Origin of the sequence: Escherichia sp. MOD1-EC5433, from assembly GCF_002966005.1 — a bacterium.
In the GTDB taxonomy this organism is placed as follows: domain Bacteria; phylum Pseudomonadota; class Gammaproteobacteria; order Enterobacterales; family Enterobacteriaceae; genus Escherichia; species Escherichia ruysiae.
This window is the reverse complement of the sequence record NZ_PTRL01000001.1, coordinates 639,831-659,673: the sequence shown is the minus strand read 5'-3', so window position 1 is coordinate 659,673 and position 19,843 is coordinate 639,831. Positions and strand designations below refer to the sequence as shown.

Here is a 19,843-nt window from a genome sequence, read left to right as displayed (position 1 = left end):
CATGTTGATTCTGAAGAATGTCACCGCAGTGCAGTTACACCCGGCAAAAGTGCAGGAAGGCGTCGATATCGCCATCGAAAATGATGTGATTGTCGCGATCGGCGATGCTCTGACGCAGCGTTATCCTGACGCCAGCTACAAAGAGATGCATGGCCGGATTGTGATGCCTGGGATTGTCTGCTCGCACAACCATTTTTACTCGGGACTTTCGCGCGGAATTATGGCGAACATCGCCCCCTGCCCGGATTTCATCTCAACGCTGAAAAACCTGTGGTGGCGGCTCGATCGTGCCCTTGATGAAGAGTCGCTCTATTACAGCGGGCTGATTTGTTCACTCGAAGCAATCAAGAGCGGATGCACGTCGGTTATCGATCACCATGCTTCCCCGGCTTATATCGGCGGGTCACTCTCGACGCTGCGCAACGCATTTTTAAAAGTTGGCCTGCGTGCGATGACCTGTTTTGAAACCACTGACCGTAACAACGGCATCAAAGAATTGCAGGAAGGGGTAGAAGAAAACATCCGCTTCGCCCGTCAGATTGACGACGCGAAGAAAGCGGCTACCGAGCCATATCTGGTCGAAGCGCATATTGGTGCTCACGCGCCGTTTACTGTGCCGGATGCCGGTCTGGAAATGCTGCGCGAAGCCGTAAAAGCCACCGGGCGTGGTTTACACATTCACGCTGCTGAAGATCTTTACGACGTTTCTCACAGTCACCACTGGTACGGCAAAGATCTGCTGGCACGGCTGGCGCAATTCGATCTTATCGATAGCAAAACGCTGGTCGCCCACGGCCTGTATCTGTCGAAAGAGGATATCGCCCTGCTTAATCAGCGTGACGCGTTCCTGGTACATAACGCCCGCTCCAACATGAATAACCATGTTGGTTACAACCATCATCTTAGCGATATCCGCAATCTGGCGCTGGGAACCGACGGCATCGGTTCAGACATGTTTGAAGAGATGAAATTCGCCTTCTTTAAACATCGTGACGCTGGTGGTCCGCTGTGGCCTGACAGTTTTGCCAAAGCCCTGACTAACGGCAACGAACTAATGAGTCGCAACTTTGGTGCGAAATTCGGCCTGCTGGAAGCCGGTTATAAAGCCGATTTAACCATTTGCGATTACAACTCGCCAACGCCGTTGCTGGCGGACAATATCGCCGGTCATATCGCTTTCGGCATGGGTTCAGGCAGCGTTCACAGCGTGATGGTCAACGGTGTGATGGTCTATGAAGACCGTCAGTTTAACTTCGATTGCGATTCCATTTATGCGCAAGCCAGAAAAGCCGCTGCCAGTATGTGGCGTCGGATGGATGCGCTGGCATAAATGACAAATACCCTCTTCCCGTAGGGAAGAGGGTTAAATAAGGAAAGAAGATGATTGAACAATTTTTCAGGCCCGACTCTGTCGAACAGGCGCTGGAACTGAAGCGCCGCTACCAGGATGAAGCCGTCTGGTTCGCCGGGGGCAGCAAACTCAACGCCACACCAACCCGTACCGATAAAAAGATTGCCATTTCCTTACAGGATCTGGAACTGGACTGGGTTGACTGGGATAACGGTGCACTGCGGATTGGCGCAATGTCTCGCTTGCAGCCACTGCGTGATGCGCGATTTATTCCTGCAGCACTGCGTGAAGCCCTCGGTTTTGTTTACTCACGCCATGTTCGTAATCAGTCGACCATTGGTGGTGAAATCGCCGCCCGGCAGGAAGAGTCGGTGCTGCTTCCCGTCCTGCTGGCACTGGATGCTGAACTGGTTTTTGGCAACGGCGAAACGCTGTCAATCGAGGACTACCTGGCCTGTCCATGCGATCGTCTGCTGACGGAAATCATCATTAAAGATCCGTATCGCACCTGCGCGACTCGCAAAATTAGCCGTTCCCAGGCTGGGTTAACGGTGGTGACTGCGGCCGTTGCGTTAACCGACCACGACGGTATGCGAATTGCGCTGGATGGCGTCGCCAGTAAAGCCCTGCGTCTGCACGATGTTGAAAAACAAAATCTGGAAGGCAATGCACTTGAACAGGCTGTCGCCAACGCCATTTTCCCGCAGGAAGATTTGCGGGGCAGCGTGGCCTATAAACGCTATATCACGGGAGTTCTGGTAGCCGACCTGTATGCCGACTGCCAACAGGCTGGGGAGGAAGCCGTATGATTATCCACTTTACTTTAAATGGCGCGCCCCAGGCGCTAACCGTTAATCCTGGCGAAAACGTGCAAAAGCTGTTGTTTCACATGGGAATGCACTCTGTACGCAACAGTGATGATGGTTTCGGTTTTGCCGGTTCTGACGCAATTATCTTTAACGGTAATATCGTCAACGCATCCCTGCTTATTGCCGCACAGTTAGAAAAAGCAGACATTCGTACCGCAGAATCACTGGGCAAATGGAACGAGTTAAGTCTGGTTCAGCAGGCAATGGTTGATGTCGGCGTGGTGCAGTCCGGTTATAACGATCCGGCTGCGGCTCTGATTATTACCGATCTTCTTGATCGCATCGCTGCACCTACCCGCGAAGAGATCGACGACGCGCTTTCTGGTCTGTTCAGCCGCGATGCTGGCTGGCAGCAATACTACCAGGTCGTTGAACTGGCGGTTGCGCGTAAAAATAACCCACAAGCCACGATTGATATCGCCCCGACTTTCCGCGACGACCTTGAAGTCATTGGTAAGCACTATCCTAAAACTGATGCCGCGAAAATGGTGCAGGCGAAACCCTGCTATGTTGAAGACCGCGTAACGGCTGACGCCTGCGTCATTAAAATGTTACGTAGCCCACACGCTCACGCACTGATTACCCATCTGGATGTCAGCAAAGCCGAAGCATTACCGGGCGTCGTTCACGTTATTACTCACCTGAATTGCCCGGACATCTATTACACCCCTGGTGGTCAGAGCGCGCCGGAACCGTCACCACTTGACCGCCGCATGTTCGGCAAGAAAATGCGTCACGTCGGCGATCGCGTTGCTGCGGTCGTTGCTGAAAGTGAAGAAATTGCGCTCGAAGCACTGAAGCTCATTGACGTTGAATATGAAGTGCTTAAACCGGTAATGTCGATCGACGAAGCAATGGCGGAGGATGCACCTGTCGTGCACGATGAACCGGTGGTGTATGTCGCTGGTGCGCCAGATACTCTGGAAGATGACAACAGTCATGCAGCCCAGCGCGGCGAGCATATGATCATTAACTTCCCTATCGGTTCTCGCCCACGCAAAAATATCGCCGCCAGTATTCATGGACATATTGGCGATATGGATAAAGGCTTCGCCGATGCCGATGTGATCATTGAGCGAACCTATAACTCAACTCAGGCGCAGCAATGCCCGACTGAAACACATATCTGCTTTACCCGGATGGATGGCGATCGGCTGGTTATTCACGCCTCCACTCAAGTACCGTGGCACTTACGCCGCCAGGTTGCGCGCCTTGTAGGTATGAAACAACATAAAGTTCATGTCATTAAAGAACGCGTAGGTGGCGGTTTCGGCTCTAAACAAGACATTCTGCTGGAAGAAGTGTGCGCCTGGGCAACCTGCGTGACCGGGCGCCCGGTGCTGTTTCGCTACACCCGTGAAGAAGAGTTTATTGCCAACACCTCTCGTCACGTCGCGAAAGTCACTGTCAAACTGGGGGCGAAAAAAGATGGTCGCCTGACGGCAGTGAAGATGGATTTCCGTGCTAACACGGGGCCTTACGGCAACCATTCACTCACCGTACCCTGTAACGGACCGGCGCTGTCGCTGCCGTTATATCCGTGCGATAACGTCGATTTCCAGGTCACCACCTACTACAGCAACATTTGTCCAAATGGTGCTTATCAGGGTTATGGCGCACCGAAAGGTAACTTCGCGATCACCATGGCATTAGCGGAACTGGCTGAACAGTTGCAGATCGACCAACTGGAAATTATCGAACGAAACCGGGTACACGAAGGACAAGAGCTGAAAATCCTCGGTGCAATCGGTGAAGGTAAAGCACCGACATCCGTTCCATCTGCCGCCAGCTGCGCGCTGGAAGAGATCCTGCGTCAGGGTCGCGAGATGATTCAATGGTCTTCACCGAAACCGCAAAATGGTGACTGGCGCATCGGTCGTGGCGTTGCCATTATCATGCAGAAATCGGGGATCCCGGATATCGATCAAGCTAACTGCATGATCAAACTGGAATCGGACGGTACCTTTATCGTTCATTCTGGCGGTGCGGATATTGGTACTGGTCTGGATACTGTGGTGACCAAACTGGCAGCAGAAGTGCTGCACTGCCCACCGCAGGACGTGCATGTTATCTCCGGTGATACCGATCATGCCTTGTTTGATAAAGGCGCATATGCCTCGTCCGGTACTTGCTTCTCGGGCAACGCGGCGCGTTTAGCAGCGGAAAATCTGCGGGAGAAAATTCTGTTCCACGGCGCGCAAATGTTGGGTGAGCCACTGGAAGATGTTCAACTGGCAACGCCGGGCGTCGTGCGCGGTAAGAAAGGCGAAGTGAGTTTCGGGGATATTGCCCATAAAGGCGAAACCGGTACTGGCTTTGGTTCACTGGTGGGAACAGCCAGTTATATCACGCCTGATTTCGCCTTCCCGTATGGTGCAAACTTTGCTGAAGTTGCCGTCAACACGCGTACCGGTGAAATCCGCCTGGACAAATTCTACGCCCTGCTGGATTGCGGTACGCCGGTCAATCCGGAGTTAGCGTTGGGACAAATCTACGGCGCTACCCTGCGTGCTATCGGACACAGTATGAGCGAAGAAATCATTTATGACACCGAAGGTCACCCGTTAACCCGCGATTTACGCAGTTACGGCGCACCGAAAATTGGTGACATCCCACGTGATTTCCGTGCCGTACTGGTGCCGAGCGACGATAAAGTCGGCCCGTTCGGGGCGAAGTCCATCTCGGAAATTGGCGTAAATGGCGCAGCACCAGCAATAGCTACCGCAATTCACGATGCCTGCGGCATCTGGTTACGCGAATGGCATTTCACTCCGGAGAAAATACTCACCGCGCTGGAAAAAATATAAGTAATAAATGGCCGCTTCGGCGGCCTGGATTGCTGACAAACGCGAAATGGCCTGATGCGCTGCGCTTATCAGACCTACATGTCGACTGCAATATATTGAGTTAGCATGATTTGGCAGGCGGATAAGGCGTTCACGCCGCTTCCGGCATGAACAAAGCGCGATTTATCAACAATCTGTTACCGCTTCTGCGGCCTGTTTCTCTGTTTGAACGATGACTAAATAGTAACTGCGAAAATGAGATAAGCCGTTCTCAAGGCGTCCTGCGCCCCAAATTCGTGGGTATTTATTTTACTGATTCAGATGATCAAATTTACTTTAAAAGGAGTGAAGGGATGTCTGATATAAACCATGCAGGTTCCGACCTTATATTTGAACTGGAGGATCGCCCTCCCTTTCATCAGGCTATTGTTGGCGCAATTACCCATCTGTTGGCAATTTTCGTTCCGATGGTGACTCCCGCATTAATTGTGGGTGCGGCCTTACAACTTTCCGCAGAAACGACCGCCTATCTGGTTTCAATGGCGATGATCGCCTCCGGCATTGGAACATGGTTACAGGTAAACCGTTATGGCATCGTGGGTTCCGGTTTACTCTCCATTCAGTCAGTCAATTTTTCATTTGTTACCGTCATGATTGCGCTGGGCAGCAGCATGAAAAGCGATGGTTTCCACGAAGAATTAATCATGTCGTCGCTGCTTGGCGTTTCCTTCGTCGGCGCATTTCTGGTTGTCGGTTCTTCTTTTATCCTGCCTTATCTACGTCGGGTTATCACCCCCACCGTCAGCGGCATTGTGGTGCTGATGATCGGCTTAAGCCTGATTAAAGTCGGCATTATCGATTTTGGCGGTGGATTTGCAGCCAAAAGCAGCGGTACGTTCGGCAATTACGAACATCTCGGCGTTGGTTTATTGGTTTTGATTGTGGTGATCGGCTTTAACTGCTGCCGTAGTCCGTTGCTACGCATGGGCGGGATCGCCATCGGGCTTTGCGTCGGCTATATCGCGTCGTTATGTCTTGGCATGGTGGATTTCAGCAGTATGCGCAACCTGCCGTTAATCACTATCCCACATCCGTTCAAATACGGGTTTAGTTTCAGCTTTCATCAGTTCCTGGTGGTTGGCACTATTTATCTGCTTAGCGTACTGGAGGCAGTAGGCGATATCACCGCCACGGCAATGGTTTCCCGCCGTCCTATTCAGGGTGATGAATATCAGTCCCGACTGAAAGGTGGCGTGCTGGCAGATGGTCTGGTCTCTGTTATCGCCTCCGCTGTCGGTTCATTACCGCTAACCACGTTTGCGCAAAATAATGGGGTTATTCAGATGACTGGCGTCGCTTCACGTTATGTCGGGCGAACCATCGCGGTTATGTTGGTTATCCTCGGGTTATTTCCGATGATCGGCGGCTTCTTCACCACTATCCCCTCGGCAGTTCTGGGGGGCGCAATGACGTTAATGTTTTCCATGATTGCCATTGCCGGTATCCGCATCATTATCACCAATGGCTTAAAACGCCGTGAAACACTTATCGTCGCCACCTCATTAGGTTTAGGTCTTGGTGTTTCCTACGATCCCGAAATTTTTAAAATATTGCCTGCCTCTATTTATGTATTAGTTGAAAACCCTATTTGTGCAGGCGGGTTAACTGCGATTTTATTAAATATTATTCTCCCTGGTGGCTACCGACAGGAAAACGTTCTGCCTGGTATTACCTCAGCGGAAGAGATGGATTAAAAGTAAAGGAGTCAATGATGTCAGGAGAACACACGTTAAAAGCAGTACGAGGCAGTTTTATTGATGTCACCCGTACAGTCGATAACCCGGAAGAGATCGCCTCTGCGCTGCGGTTTATTGAGGATGGTTTACTACTCATTAAACAAGGGAAAGTGGAGTGGTTTGGCAAATGGGAGGACGGAAAGCATCAAATTCCTGACACCATTCGCGTTCGCGACTATCGCGGCAAACTGATAGTTCCGGGCTTTGTCGATACACATATCCATTATCCGCAAAGTGAAATGGTCGGTGCCTATGGCGAGCAGTTGCTGGAATGGCTGAATAAACACACCTTCCCCACAGAGCGTCGTTATGAAGATTTAGAATATGCCCGCGAAATGTCTGCATTTTTCATCAAACAGTTATTGCGCAACGGCACAACCACGGCGCTAGTGTTTGGGACTGTTCATCCGCAATCCGTTGATGCGCTGTTTGAAGCCGCCAGTCATATCAATATGCGCATGATTGCCGGCAAGGTGATGATGGATCGCAATGCGCCGGATTATCTGCTCGATACCGCAGAAAGCAGCTATCACCAAAGCAAAGAACTGATCAAACGCTGGCACAAAAATGGACGTCTGTTATACGCCATTACGCCGCGCTTCGCACCGACTTCATCTCCCGAACAGATGGCAATGGCGCAACGCCTGAAAGAAGAGTTTCCCGATACGTGGATACATACCCATCTGTGTGAAAACAAAGATGAAATTGCCTGGGTGAAAGAGCTTTATCCTGAACATGATGGTTATCTGGATGTTTATCACCAGTATGGCCTGACAGGTAAAAACTGCGTCTTTGCTCACTGCGTCCATCTGGAAGAAAAAGAGTGGGATCGTCTCAGCGAGACTAAATCCAGCATCGCGTTTTGTCCAACCTCCAACCTTTATCTCGGCAGCGGCTTATTCAACCTGAAAAAAGCATGGAATAAGAAAGTCAAAGTTGGCATGGGGACTGACATTGGCGCAGGAACCACCTTCAACATGCTGCAAACACTGAACGAAGCCTACAAAGTATTGCAGCTACAGGGCTATCGTCTCTCAGCATATGAAGCATTTTATCTTGCCACGCTCGGTGGCGCGAAATCTCTGGGGCTTGACGATCTGATCGGCAACTTTATACCAGGCAAAGAGGCTGATTTCGTGGTGATGGAACCTACCGCCACACCGCTGCAGCAACTGCGCTATGACAACTCTGTTTCTTTAGTCGACAAATTGTTCGTGATGATGACATTGGGCGATGACCGTTCTATCTACCGCACCTACGTTGATGGTCGTCTGGTGTACGAACGTAACTAATAATAAACCTCGTGAGGACATCATTATGTCTGGAGACATCCTACAAACACCGGACGCACCAAAGCCACAGGGCGCGCTGGATAATTATTTTAAAATTACCGCTCGTGGCAGCAGCGTTCGCCAGGAGGTACTGGCGGGTCTGACCACATTCCTCGCTATGGTTTACTCCGTTATCGTAGTGCCGGGAATGCTGGGTAAAGCAGGTTTTCCTCCCGCAGCGGTCTTCGTTGCCACCTGTCTGGTCGCAGGCTTCGGCTCTCTGCTGATGGGGTTATGGGCTAACCTGCCAATGGCGATTGGTTGCGCCATTTCCTTGACAGCATTTACTGCATTCAGCCTGGTACTTGGGCAACAAATTAGCGTTCCGGTAGCACTAGGGGCGGTCTTTCTGATGGGGCTGATATTTACCGCTATCTCCGTAACTGGCGTGCGAACCTGGATCTTACGCAATTTACCAATGGGTATTGCGCACGGTACAGGTATCGGTATTGGTCTGTTCCTGCTACTGATTGCCGCTAACGGCGTAGGTATGGTCATCAAAAACCCGATTGAAGGCTTACCAGTTGCGCTTGGGGCGTTTACCTCTTTCCCGGTGCTGATGAGCTTGCTGGGATTAGCGGTGATTTTCGGCCTGGAGAAGTGCCGCGTACCTGGTGGGATCTTGTTGGTCATTATCGCCATCTCGATCATCGGCTTAATTTTTGATCCGGCGGTGAAATACCACGGTCTGGTGGCAATGCCGAGTCTGACTGGCGAAGATGGAAAATCTCTGATTTTCAGCCTGGATATTATGGGCGCGCTCCAGCCAACCGTACTTCCGAGTGTACTGGCATTAGTGATGACTGCTGTGTTTGACGCCACCGGCACCATCCGTGCAGTAGCCGGTCAGGCGAATCTGCTGGATAAAGACAACCAGATAATCAACGGTGGCAAAGCCCTGACCAGTGACTCGGTTAGCTCAATATTCTCCGGTTTAGTGGGTGCGGCACCTGCGGCAGTTTATATCGAATCAGCGGCAGGAACCGCCGCCGGAGGCAAAACCGGTTTAACCGCAACGGTAGTTGGCGCGTTATTCCTGCTGATTCTGTTCTTATCTCCGCTGTCGTTTCTGATCCCTGGGTATGCCACAGCCCCTGCACTGATGTACGTTGGTCTACTGATGTTAAGCAACGTTTCGAAGCTGGATTTCAACGACTTTATTGATGCAATGGCCGGACTGGTGTGTGCCGTGTTCATCGTCCTGACCTGCAATATCGTTACCGGTATTATGCTGGGCTTTGTGACGCTGGTTGTAGGTCGCGTCTTTGCTCGCGAATCGCAAAAACTGAATATTGGTACGGTTATCATTACCGTCGCCCTGGTCGCGTTTTACGCCGGTGGTTGGGCTATTTAAGAGATTCTCCGCGCCTTTCAGCGCGGAGATTTCTATCAGAGATGATTCTCGCCGCTGGCAGCAATACGCTGCTGGCGGATTTGCCTGAGTTCTCTCTCAGTCATCAACTGCAACGCCTGCGTTGGGCAAGATTCAACGCAGGCTGGCCCCTCTTCCCGCTGTTCACAGAGATCGCATTTCACGATGAGTTGGCGAGTATGTCCGGGCAAAGACTGAACAGTGATCATCCCAAACGGGCACGCACTGACACAACTCTGACAGCCAATACAGCGGGCAGAATTTGCCTGTACCACCTGTTCGCCCATCGTCAGCGCCTGCACGGGGCAAGCGCCAACACAAGGGGCGTTTTCGCACTGATGGCACATCACTGGCGCACTAATGTTGTTCAGACGCTGCACTTTTAAACGTGGGAGAAAGAAACTCGCATTCAACTCCTGTTTTAACGGATGGGCGACCACGCAAGCCACTTCGCAAGTACGGCAGCCAATACAGTCAGCTGGATTAACGATAATTAACGATTTCATCGCGATGCCTTCGTATTAAACATAGCTAACATATCGTGTGCCGCCTGTCTTCCTGCTGCCATTGCGGTGACGACCAGATCCGCACCATGAACGGCATCACCACCGGCAAAAACCTTTTTCAGATGCGTCTGGGTGGATAAATGCCCTGCATCGCCAGTTTTTATCAGCCCCCATTTATCAAGTTTAATGCCGCTGCCCTGCAACCACGGCATGGCATGTGCCTGGAAGCCAAAGGCCATAATCAGCACATCGGCGGGCAGTTCAAACTCAGATCCCGCCACCGGATGTGGACGACGGCGACCATCAGGCCCCGGCTCACCCATTGCGGTACGAATCAAGCCCACCGCCTTTAAGCGCCCGTTATCATCAAGAGCGATATATTGCGGCTGAACATTGAACAGAAACTCAACGCCTTCCTCACGCGCATTAACCACCTCTTTTCGCGAGCCGGGCATACTGACTTCATCACGCCGATAAGCACAGGTCACACTGGCGGCCTTCAGGCGAATGGATGTGCGCAGGCAATCCATTGTTGTATCGCCGCCCCCCAATACGACAACTCGCTTACCTTCTACATCCGTCAGCGGATACTCTGCAGACTCTGGCAGCCCCATCAACTGGCGAGTATGCGCGGTCAGAAACGGTAGCGCCTGAATCACACCGGGCGCATCTTCATGCGGCAGATCCGCTCGCATCATCCCGTAAGTCCCCACGCCAAGAAAAACAGCGTCATATTCTGTCGTTAAGTCGTTGAAAGAGATATCACGACCAATTTCACAGTTGAGATGAAAGTCGATCCCCATCGCGGTGAATATCTCCCGCCGCTGGCTTAACACCGCTTTATCGAGCTTGAAAGGAGGAATACCAAAGGTGAGCATACCGCCGATTTCCGGATGGCGATCAAAGACATCAACATGAACGCCGGCGCGCGCCAGGATATCGGCACACCCCAGTCCTGCTGGCCCGGCACCAATCACAGCTACCCGTTCCATACGCGGAACGACCTGGCTGACATCGGGACGCCAGCCCATCGCCAGCGCAGTATCAGTAATATAGCGTTCCAGATTGCCGATAGAGACTGCGCCAGAGTGATCTTTCAAAGTACATGCGCCCTCACAAAGCCGATCCTGCGGACATACCCTGCCGCAGATTTCTGGTAAGGAGCTGGTCTGGTGGCAGAGTTCTGCCGCTTCAATAATCTTCCCTTCCTGTACCAGATGGATGTAATCCGGAATGGCGTTATGCAACGGACAATGCCAGTTACAGTTGGCTTTTTTGGCACAATAAACACAGCGGTCACTCTCATAAGTTGCTTGTTGCGGATCCAGTCCACAATAGATTTCGCCAAAGTGAGTCTTCCGCTCGCTCGCTGTAATTTTCTCTGCGCCTTTGCGCGGGTTAACGGGGAGCAACGCTGCACGGCGAGATGGCTGAGCATCTGATGACGCCTTTCCTTCTGCCGTTTTGCGCTGGCGGGTCATCTTTATCTGCTGTAACCCTTTATCGTCCATCAGCCTTAACGCCTGTGTTGGGCAGACCTCAATACAGGTTTGCGCGCCGGAACTGCGCTGGTTACAAAGGTCGCATTTCTGCGCAATAGAACCGACCATCTCGATTACGCCAAAGGGGCAAGCGATTGCGCATCTTTTACAGCCAATACACTTTTGCTCGTCCAGTTGTACGCTATCAGGCTGGAAAGTCAGAGCATTTACCGGGCAAACCGTAACGCAGGGGGCATTGTTGCAATGATGACAGGCCACCGGATTCGCGTGCAGGCCTTTCCCAACAATGTGAATACGGGGTCTAAAGTCACTGTAGCTCTGCGGCCAGTTTTCTTGATTGTGTGCCGCCGCACAGGCAATTTCACAGGCATGACAGCCTATACATTCCGCAGCTTCAGCAGCGATAAACTTATTCATTTGCATCCCTTTCATTTGATGAGTTATGTCTTCTCAAATGTCGCGATGCAATAAACGGGCATATATTATAAAACGTGTCCGCTTTAATGATATTTTGCGACTGAGGTCAAATTATTACCCCTCAATTTGTGCCGCTTTCATTAATTAAGCGCCGTCGCTGAAAACAGAGTAATCCAACTCAAAAGCATTAAATGCGAGAGTGCGACATGCCAGAATGATTAAAGACATATCAATATGAGAAAATTAAAGATAATTCCATTGTCTTATTCTTTTCTCATTTTCTCGGTTTAACCAGGATTATGTGATTGCCTCCGCATTTCCATTCTATAACTTCCCTTCCTCGTTAAAACTGGCATCCCACGAGCATGTCATTAAACAGTTTTATTAACGTAAACGGTTGCATTTCACTCTGGCGAGCGAAAGGAGAATGACTGATGAGCGCCATAGATTCCCAACTTCCCTCATCTTCAGGGCAAGACCGCCCCACCGATGAGGTTGACCGCATATTATCACCAGGAAAGTTGATCATACTCGGTCTGCAACACGTACTTGTGATGTATGCAGGCGCAGTCGCTGTACCACTGATGATTGGTGACAGACTCGGCCTTACCAAAGAGGCGATAGCGATGCTTATTAGCTCCGACCTCTTTTGCTGCGGTATCGTCACACTTTTGCAATGCATTGGCATCGGTCGTTTTATGGGGATTCGCCTGCCCGTTATTATGTCAGTGACCTTTGCAGCTGTAACGCCAATGATAGCTATCGGGATGAACCCGGATATCGGGCTGCTGGGGATTTTTGGCGCAACCATCGCAGCCGGATTTATCACCACATTATTAGCGCCGCTTATTGGTCGCTTAATGCCTTTGTTCCCACCGCTGGTTACCGGTGTGGTTATTACCTCTATCGGGCTGAGTATTATTCAGGTGGGCATTGATTGGGCTGCGGGAGGTAAAGGAAATCCGCAATATGGTAATCCCGTTTATTTAGGAATCTCCTTCGCAGTCTTAATTTTCATCTTGCTTATTACTCGCTATGCAAAAGGATTTATGTCCAATGTTGCCGTATTACTGGGGATTGTATTTGGCTTTTTACTTTCGTGGATGATGAATGAAGTCAATTTATCCGGGCTGCATGATGCTTCGTGGTTTGCGATTGTTACGCCGATGTCGTTTGGTATGCCGATTTTCGACCCTGTTTCTATTTTGACCATGACCGCAGTTCTCATCATCGTATTTATTGAGTCGATGGGGATGTTCCTGGCACTGGGTGAAATAGTCGGTCGTAAGCTCTCTTCGCACGACATTATTCGCGGGCTGCGCGTGGATGGCGTAGGAACCATGATCGGCGGAACGTTTAACAGTTTTCCGCATACATCTTTTTCACAAAACGTCGGTCTGGTCAGCGTGACGCGCGTTCATAGCCGCTGGGTGTGTATTTCTTCGGGGATTATTTTAATTCTGTTCGGCATGGTGCCTAAAATGGCGGTGCTGGTGGCTTCCATTCCGCAATTTGTGCTGGGCGGCGCGGGGCTGGTGATGTTCGGCATGGTGCTGGCAACAGGGATTCGGATTCTGTCGCGCTGTAACTACACCACCAACCGTTACAACCTTTATATTGTGGCAATCAGTCTCGGCGTTGGCATGACCCCGACGCTTTCTCACGATTTTTTTTCTAAATTACCGGCCGTACTGCAACCGTTGCTGCATAGCGGCATTATGCTCGCAACCCTTAGCGCCGTTGTGCTGAACGTCTTCTTTAATGGCTATCAGCATCATGCTGACCTGGTGAAGGAATCCGTCTCTGATAAAGATCTAAAAGTCAGGACAGTACGTATGTGGCTTCTGATGCGCAAGCTGAAGAAAAATGAGCATGGAGAATAATATGAATCTTTTAATGCGCGCTATATTCAGTCTGTTATTACTCTTAATGATCTCCATTCCTGTCATTTCTGACTGCGTTGCAATGGCTATTGAAAGCCGCTTCAAATATATGATGTTGCTTTTTTAAATGGTCTTTCTCTGTCGGCATCCGCTCAAAACGGGCGGTTGTCGATAAACGCTCACTTGGTTAATCATTTAACACTTCTGTTATCTATAATGACGAGTGATTAGAATTACATGTGAGAAATTATGCAAACGGAACACGTCATTTTACTGAATGCACAGGGAGTCCCTTCGGGTACACTGGAAAAATATGCTGCACACACGGCAAATACCCCCTTACATCTCGCGTTCTCCAGTTGGCTGTTTAATGCCAAAGGGCAATTATTAGTTACCCGCCGCGCACTGAGCAAAAAAGCATGGCCGGGTGTGTGGACAAACTCGGTTTGTGGGCATCCACAACTGGGAGAAAGCAACGAAGACGCAGTGATCCGCCGTTGCCGCTTTGAACTGGGTGTGGAAATAACATCACCAGAACCGGTTTATCCCGGCTTTCACTACCGCGCCACCGATCCGAGTGGCATTGTCGAAAATGAAGTGTGCCCGGTATTTGCCGCTCGCGTAATCAGCGAGTTACAGCCCAACAATGATGAAGTGATGGATTATCAATGGTGTGATTTAGCAGATGTATTACACGGTATTGATGCTACGCCGTGGGCGTTCAGCCCGTGGATGGTGATGCAGGTAGCCAATAGCGAAGCCAGAAAACAATTGTCTGCATTTACACAGCTTAAATAAAAAACCCCGACGGTTGCCGGGGTTATGTGCTTACGCGTAATACTTATTTTACCGGACGCATCGCCGGGAACAGAATAACGTCGCGGATAGTATGGCTGTTGGTGAAAAGCATAACCATACGGTCGATACCAATTCCCAGACCTGCTGTCGGCGGCAGACCATGTTCCAGCGCAGTAACGTAATCTTCATCGTAGAACATTGCTTCATCGTCGCCTGCGTCTTTCGCCGCAACCTGATCCAGGAAACGCTGCGCCTGATCTTCTGCATCGTTCAGTTCGCTAAAGCCGTTACCAATCTCACGACCGCCAATAAAGAATTCAAAGCGATCGGTGATTTCCGGGTTGACGTCGTTACGACGCGCCAGCGGAGAAACTTCAGCCGGGTATTCAGTAATGAAGGTCGGCTGAATCAGATTCGCTTCTGCCACTTCGTCAAAGATCTCGGTCACAATACGACCCAGCCCCCAGCTCTTCTCAACGTGAATGCCGAGAGATTCAGCAATCGCTTTCGCAGAGTCGAAGTTATCCAGATCTGCCATGTCGGTTTCCGGGCGATATTTCTTAATCGCTTCACGCATGGTCAGTTTTTCGAACGGCTTACCGAAGTCCAGTACCACATCACCGTAGGTTACTTCGGTCTTACCGAGAATATCCTGCGCCAGAGTGCGGAACAGCGATTCGGTCAGTTCGATCAGATCTTTGTAATCCGCGTAAGCCATATAGAGTTCCATCATGGTGAACTCTGGGTTATGGCGTACGGAGATACCTTCGTTACGGAAGTTACGGTTGATTTCGAACACTCGTTCAAAGCCGCCAACCACCAGACGCTTAAGGTACAGTTCCGGCGCAATACGCAGGTACATGTCGAGATCCAGCGCGTTATGATGGGTGATAAACGGACGCGCAGCCGCACCGCCAGGGATCACCTGCATCATCGGGGTTTCAACTTCCATAAAGCCGCGATTCACCATGAACTGGCGAATGCCAGAGAGGATCTGTGAACGCACTTTAAAGGTGTTGCGGGAATCATCGTTAGAGATAAGATCCAGATAACGCTGACGATAACGCGCTTCCTGATCTTGCAAGCCGTGGAATTTGTCTGGCAGCGGGCGCAGTGCTTTGGTCAGCAGACGCAGCTCGGTGCAGTGGATCGACAGTTCGCCGGTTTTGGTTTTAAACAGCTTACCTTTTGCGCCGATAATATCGCCAAGATCCCATTTCTTAAATTGATCGTTATAAACGCCTTCCGGCAGATCATCACGAGCTACATACAGCTGAATGCGACCACCGACATCCTGCAGGGTAACGAAAGAAGCTTTACCCATGATTCGGCGAGTCATCATGCGACCAGCTACAGCGACTTCGATGTTCAACTCTTCCAGCTCTTCGTTCTCTTTACCGTCGAAGTCTGTATGCAGTTGGTCAGAAGTATGGTCGCGACGGAAATCATTCGGAAAGGCAATCCCCTGCTCGCGCAGGTTCGCCAGCTTTTCGCGACGTGTTTTCAGTTCATTGTTAAGATCGGTTACCGCGTCAGTGCCTTGTACGTGTTGTTCAGACATGTTGGTTCCTTATAACCCAGCTTTCAAACTTGCTTCGATAAATTGATCCAGGCTGCCATCCAGCACTGCCTGCGTGTTGCGGGTTTCAACCCCGGTACGCAGATCTTTAATGCGGGAGTCATCAAGGACATAAGAACGAATCTGGCTGCCCCAGCCGATGTCAGATTTATTGTCTTCCATCGCCTGTTTCTCAGCATTCTTCTTCTGCATCTCCAGCTCATAAAGCTTCGCTTTCATCTGCTTCATGGCCTGGTCTTTGTTCTTGTGCTGGGAACGGTCATTCTGGCACTGGGTCACAATCCCGGTCGGGATGTGAGTAATACGCACCGCAGATTCGGTACGGTTAACGTGCTGACCGCCTGCACCGGACGCGCGATATACATCAATGCGCAGATCCGCTGGGTTGATTTCGATATCAATATCGTCATCCACTTCTGGGTAAACAAACGCGGAACTAAACGACGTGTGACGACGACCGCCGGAGTCAAACGGGCTCTTACGCACCAGACGGTGAACGCCGGTTTCTGTGCGCAGCCAACCATAAGCGTAATCGCCGGAGATCTTGATAGTCACGGATTTGATACCCGCCACTTCACCTTCTGACTCTTCGATAATTTCAGTTTTGAAACCGCGCGATTCTGCCCAGCGCAGATACATACGCTCAAGCATACTTGCCCAGTCCTGTGCTTCCGTACCGCCGGAACCTGCCTGGATATCAAGGTAGCAGTCGGCGCTGTCATATTCGCCGGAGAACATGCGGCGGAACTCAAGCTGCGCCAGTTTTTCTTCCAGGGCGTCGAGTTCAGCAACGGCTTCGTTAAAGGTTTCTTCGTCGTCAGCTTCTACAGCCAGTTCCAGCAGACCGGAAACATCTTCCAGCCCTTGTTTCATTTGGTCGAGGGTATCGACAACAGCCTCGAGAGAGGAACGCTCTTTACCCAGCGCCTGCGCACGTTCGGGTTCGTTCCAGACATCCGGCTGTTCCAGCTCGGCGTTTACTTCTTCCAGACGCTCTTTCTTGGCGTCGTAGTCAAAGATACCCCCTAAGAACGTCGGAGCGTTCCGTGAGGTCCTGAATGCGATTATTTACCGGATTAATTTCAAACATGGTCTGATTTCTTTTATTGAGCTAGTCAAAATGCGGTGATAAGAGCGGGATTGTACCCAATCCACACTCTTTTTTATAGAGAAGACGACGCTAAAGTGGCCAGATATTATCGATGATAATCTGTAGACTGCGGTTGCCACGAAACTCGTTGATATCCAGCTTGTAGGCCAGTTGTACTTCACGAACGCCGTTATCCGGCCAAAGGGCGGTATCGACATTAAAAGCAATACCATCCAGCAGCGGGCCGCCGCCGACCGGTTCAACCATGACCTTCAGATGGCGCTCCCCCACCAGCCGCTGTTGCAGCAGGCGGAAATGACCGTCAAACAGCGGTTCCGGGAACATCTGCCCCCACGGACCGGCATCACGCAGCAGTTGCGCAACTTCCATGGTCATCTCCGCTGCACTTAACGGGCCGTCGGAAACCACTTCACCCTGTAATAATGCCGGATCCAGCCACTCGGTAACCAGTTCGCCAAAGCGTTGCTGAAAGAGTTCGAATTTGTCCTCTTCCAGTGACAATCCTGCCGCCATCGCATGACCGCCAAACTTGAGCATCATGCCAGGGTAGAGCGTGTCTAACCGCTCCAGCGCGTCGCGCATATGCAGTCCCTGAATGGAGCGCCCAGAACCTTTCAACGTACCGTCGCCCGCAGGCGCAAAGGCGATAACCGGACGATGAAAACGCTCTTTGATGCGCGAAGCCAGAATACCAACGACGCCCTGATGCCATTCAGGGTGATACATTGCCAGCCCGCCAGGCAGCGTATCGCGGCTACGCTCCAGTTGCTCGCACAAGGTCAGTGCTTCGACCTGCATTCCCTGTTCAATCTCTTTTCGCGTCTGGTTTAGTGCATCAAGCTCATTAGCCAGAACGCGCGCTTCGCCGAAGTTGTCGCAAAGTAACAGTGCCACGCCAACGGACATATCATCCAGTCGTCCGGCGGCATTGAGACGCGGCCCCAGCGCAAAACCTAAATCGCTGGCAGCGAGTTTTTGTGCATCGCGGTTTGCCACTTCCAGCAGAGCTTTAATCCCCGGACGGCACTTCCCGGCACGGATGCGACTCATCCCCTGCCAGGTCAGAATACGATTATTGGCGTCCAGCGGCACTACATCCGCCACCGTACCCAGCGCCACCAGATCCAGCAATTCCGCCAGATTCGGTATTGCGATACCACGTTCATCGAACCAACCCCGATCGCGCAAAAAGGTGCGTAACGCCAGCATCAGATAAAACGCTACGCCAACGCCTGCCAGCGATTTCGACGGAAACTCGCAGTCACGCAGATTGGGATTAATAATGGCTTCCGCCGCAGGTAAAGTTTCGCCAGGCAAATGATGATCGGTAACAATAACCGGAATGCCCAACGATCGAGCATGTTCAACACCTGCGTGGGAAGAAATGCCGTTATCAACCGTTACAATCAACTGCGCGCCACGCGCATGAGCCTGATCGACCACTTCCGGACTTAAGCCGTAACCGTCTTCGAAACGGTTCGGTACAAGGTAGTCGATGTTGTCACAGCCGAGAGAACGCATCGCCAGCACGCTAAGAGCTGTGCTGGTGGCACCGTCGGCGTCGAAATCACCGACCACAATAATCCGTGTTCCTTCGCGAAAAGCGTTGTAAAGGATCTCAACGGCCTTTTCGACACCGCTCAGTTGCTGCCAGGGCAGCATACCTTTAACGCTACGCTCCAGTTCCTGCGCGCTGCGCACGCCCCGGCTGGCGTATAAACGCCGCAGCAAGGGGGGCAGGTCAGCGGGCAGGTCTGCCGTTTCGTCGACTTCACGACGACGAAGTTGTATCTGTTGTTTCACGCGAATTATTTACCGCTGGTCATTTTTTGATGTTCGTCGAGGAATTCTTTCATCTCTTTCGGCGGCTGATAACCCGGAACCAGTGTGCCATTGCTCAGCACAACTGCCGGAGTTCCGCTAACGCCAAGCTGTACGCCAAGTGCGTAATGGTCGGCAATATCGATATCGCAACTTGCCGGGGTAACGGCTTTGCCTGCCATTACGTCATCAAAGGCTTTATTTTTATCTTTTGCACACCAGATGGCTTTCATTTGTTGCTCCGCCTGGCTTTCCAGCCCCTGACGCGGGAACGCGAGATAACGCACGGTGATCCCCAGCGCGTTGTAGTCAGCCATCTGCTCATGCATTTTGTGGCAGTAGCCGCAGGTAATGTCGGTAAACACGGTGATGACGTGCTTTTCTTGCGGCGCTTTGTAGATAATCATCTCTTTTTCCAGCGCATTCAGTTGCTTTAACAGCATCTGGTTGGTGACGTTGATTGGTGCCGCGCCGCTAACGTCATACATTGGCCCCTGAATGATGTGTTTACCGTCATCGGTGATGTACAACACACCGCTGTTAGTCAGAACTGTCTTCATGCCTGCCACGGGTGCTGGCTGAATATCGCTGCTTTTGATGCCCATTTTGGCTAACGTTTGTTGTATTGCCGCGTCATCCGCCTGAACAAAGCCAGAAAACGCCGTCAACAAAGTAAACAACATAAAACCTTTCTTCATAAATCATCCCGTTCTTTTCAGCT

16 protein-coding genes are annotated in these 19,843 nt (G+C 51.2%); 9 read left to right on the top strand and 7 right to left on the bottom strand.

The window, feature by feature from the left end; genetic code table 11:
- Nucleotide 1 precedes the first annotated feature (1 nt).
- The 6 genes from ssnA to ghxQ all read left to right on the top strand — a co-directional run bounded on the left by ssnA (nucleotide 2) and on the right by ghxQ (nucleotide 9,487).
- Nucleotides 2-1,330: a putative aminohydrolase SsnA gene (gene ssnA, locus C3D30_RS03350; protein ID WP_000906288.1), complete on the top strand. Its 1,329-nt coding sequence runs from the start codon at nucleotides 2-4 to the stop codon at nucleotides 1,328-1,330.
- Nucleotides 1,331-1,380: 50 nt separating this feature from the next.
- Entirely contained in the window at nucleotides 1,381-2,160 is a 780-nt protein-coding gene (ygfM, locus tag C3D30_RS03345) for a molybdopterin-dependent oxidoreductase FAD-binding subunit (protein WP_105285500.1), read from the top strand.
- Nucleotides 2,157-5,027 (top strand): molybdopterin-dependent oxidoreductase Mo/Fe-S-binding subunit, encoded by a 2,871-nt coding sequence (locus C3D30_RS03340; protein ID WP_000583584.1) that lies wholly within the window; start codon nucleotides 2,157-2,159, stop codon nucleotides 5,025-5,027. Before ygfM ends, C3D30_RS03340 begins: the two co-directional genes overlap by 4 nt.
- Before the next feature lie 332 nt (nucleotides 5,028-5,359).
- Nucleotides 5,360-6,760, top strand: a complete 1,401-nt coding sequence (xanQ, locus tag C3D30_RS03335) for a xanthine/proton symporter XanQ (protein WP_001280174.1) — start codon at nucleotides 5,360-5,362, stop codon at nucleotides 6,758-6,760.
- A gap of 17 nt (nucleotides 6,761-6,777) precedes the next feature.
- Nucleotides 6,778-8,094, top strand: coding sequence for a guanine deaminase (gene guaD / locus C3D30_RS03330; protein WP_010349348.1), 1,317 nt, complete (start codon nucleotides 6,778-6,780; stop codon nucleotides 8,092-8,094).
- A 25-nt stretch (nucleotides 8,095-8,119) separates the two neighbouring features.
- A complete protein-coding gene (gene ghxQ, locus C3D30_RS03325) occupies nucleotides 8,120-9,487 on the top strand; it encodes a guanine/hypoxanthine transporter GhxQ (protein WP_105286461.1) in 1,368 nt (455 codons plus the stop codon).
- A gap of 35 nt (nucleotides 9,488-9,522) precedes the next feature.
- On the opposite strand, the gene C3D30_RS03320 is transcribed toward ghxQ, so the two are convergent.
- Nucleotides 9,523-10,011, bottom strand: coding sequence for a 4Fe-4S dicluster domain-containing protein (locus C3D30_RS03320; protein WP_105286460.1), 489 nt, complete (start codon nucleotides 10,009-10,011; stop codon nucleotides 9,523-9,525).
- Nucleotides 10,008-11,930 carry a formate-dependent uric acid utilization protein YgfT gene (gene ygfT / locus C3D30_RS03315; protein ID WP_105286459.1) on the bottom strand — a complete coding sequence of 641 codons (1,923 nt, stop codon included), beginning with the start codon at nucleotides 11,928-11,930 and terminating at the stop codon, nucleotides 10,008-10,010. The genes C3D30_RS03320 and ygfT overlap by 4 nt, the downstream gene beginning before the upstream one ends.
- A gap of 434 nt (nucleotides 11,931-12,364) precedes the next feature.
- Between ygfT and uacT the strand changes: the two genes are divergently transcribed.
- Nucleotides 12,365-13,813 carry a urate/proton symporter UacT gene (uacT, locus tag C3D30_RS03305; RefSeq protein WP_010347966.1) on the top strand — a complete coding sequence of 483 codons (1,449 nt, stop codon included), beginning with the start codon at nucleotides 12,365-12,367 and terminating at the stop codon, nucleotides 13,811-13,813.
- 1 nt (nucleotide 13,814) lies between these two features.
- Complete coding sequence (gene yqfG / locus C3D30_RS03300) at nucleotides 13,815-13,940, top strand: protein YqfG (protein ID WP_016159664.1); 126 nt, start codon at nucleotides 13,815-13,817, stop codon at nucleotides 13,938-13,940.
- On the opposite strand, the gene C3D30_RS20275 is transcribed toward yqfG, so the two are convergent.
- Nucleotides 13,937-14,008: a hypothetical protein gene (locus tag C3D30_RS20275; protein ID WP_123056740.1), complete on the bottom strand. Its 72-nt coding sequence runs from the start codon at nucleotides 14,006-14,008 to the stop codon at nucleotides 13,937-13,939. The two genes, yqfG and C3D30_RS20275, sit on opposite strands and share 4 nt — an antisense overlap.
- 54 nt (nucleotides 14,009-14,062) lie before the next feature.
- Between C3D30_RS20275 and idi the strand changes: the two genes are divergently transcribed.
- Nucleotides 14,063-14,611 (top strand): isopentenyl-diphosphate Delta-isomerase, encoded by a 549-nt coding sequence (gene idi / locus C3D30_RS03295; RefSeq protein ID WP_105286458.1) that lies wholly within the window; start codon nucleotides 14,063-14,065, stop codon nucleotides 14,609-14,611.
- Between the two features lie 43 nt (nucleotides 14,612-14,654).
- Here the strand turns inward: idi and lysS are convergent, their stop codons facing one another.
- The 4 genes from lysS to dsbC all read right to left on the bottom strand — a co-directional run bounded on the left by lysS (nucleotide 14,655) and on the right by dsbC (nucleotide 19,820).
- The gene (gene lysS, locus C3D30_RS03290; RefSeq protein WP_000003093.1) at nucleotides 14,655-16,172 is read right to left on the bottom strand and encodes a lysine--tRNA ligase; all 1,518 of its coding nucleotides are present in this window, start codon (nucleotides 16,170-16,172) and stop codon (nucleotides 14,655-14,657) included.
- A 9-nt stretch (nucleotides 16,173-16,181) separates the two neighbouring features.
- Nucleotides 16,182-17,280 (bottom strand): peptide chain release factor 2 gene (gene prfB, locus C3D30_RS03285; protein ID WP_001701073.1). Its coding sequence is split into 2 segments (ribosomal slippage): nucleotides 16,182-17,204 and nucleotides 17,206-17,280, totalling 1,098 coding nucleotides; the frame shifts between segments, so codons are not numbered across the junction.
- Nucleotides 17,281-17,370: 90 nt separating this feature from the next.
- Nucleotides 17,371-19,104 carry a single-stranded-DNA-specific exonuclease RecJ gene (recJ, locus tag C3D30_RS03280; protein ID WP_105286457.1) on the bottom strand — a complete coding sequence of 578 codons (1,734 nt, stop codon included), beginning with the start codon at nucleotides 19,102-19,104 and terminating at the stop codon, nucleotides 17,371-17,373.
- 5 nt (nucleotides 19,105-19,109) lie between these two features.
- Nucleotides 19,110-19,820 carry a bifunctional protein-disulfide isomerase/oxidoreductase DsbC gene (dsbC, locus tag C3D30_RS03275; RefSeq protein WP_000715234.1) on the bottom strand — a complete coding sequence of 237 codons (711 nt, stop codon included), beginning with the start codon at nucleotides 19,818-19,820 and terminating at the stop codon, nucleotides 19,110-19,112.
- Nucleotides 19,821-19,843 lie beyond the last annotated feature (23 nt).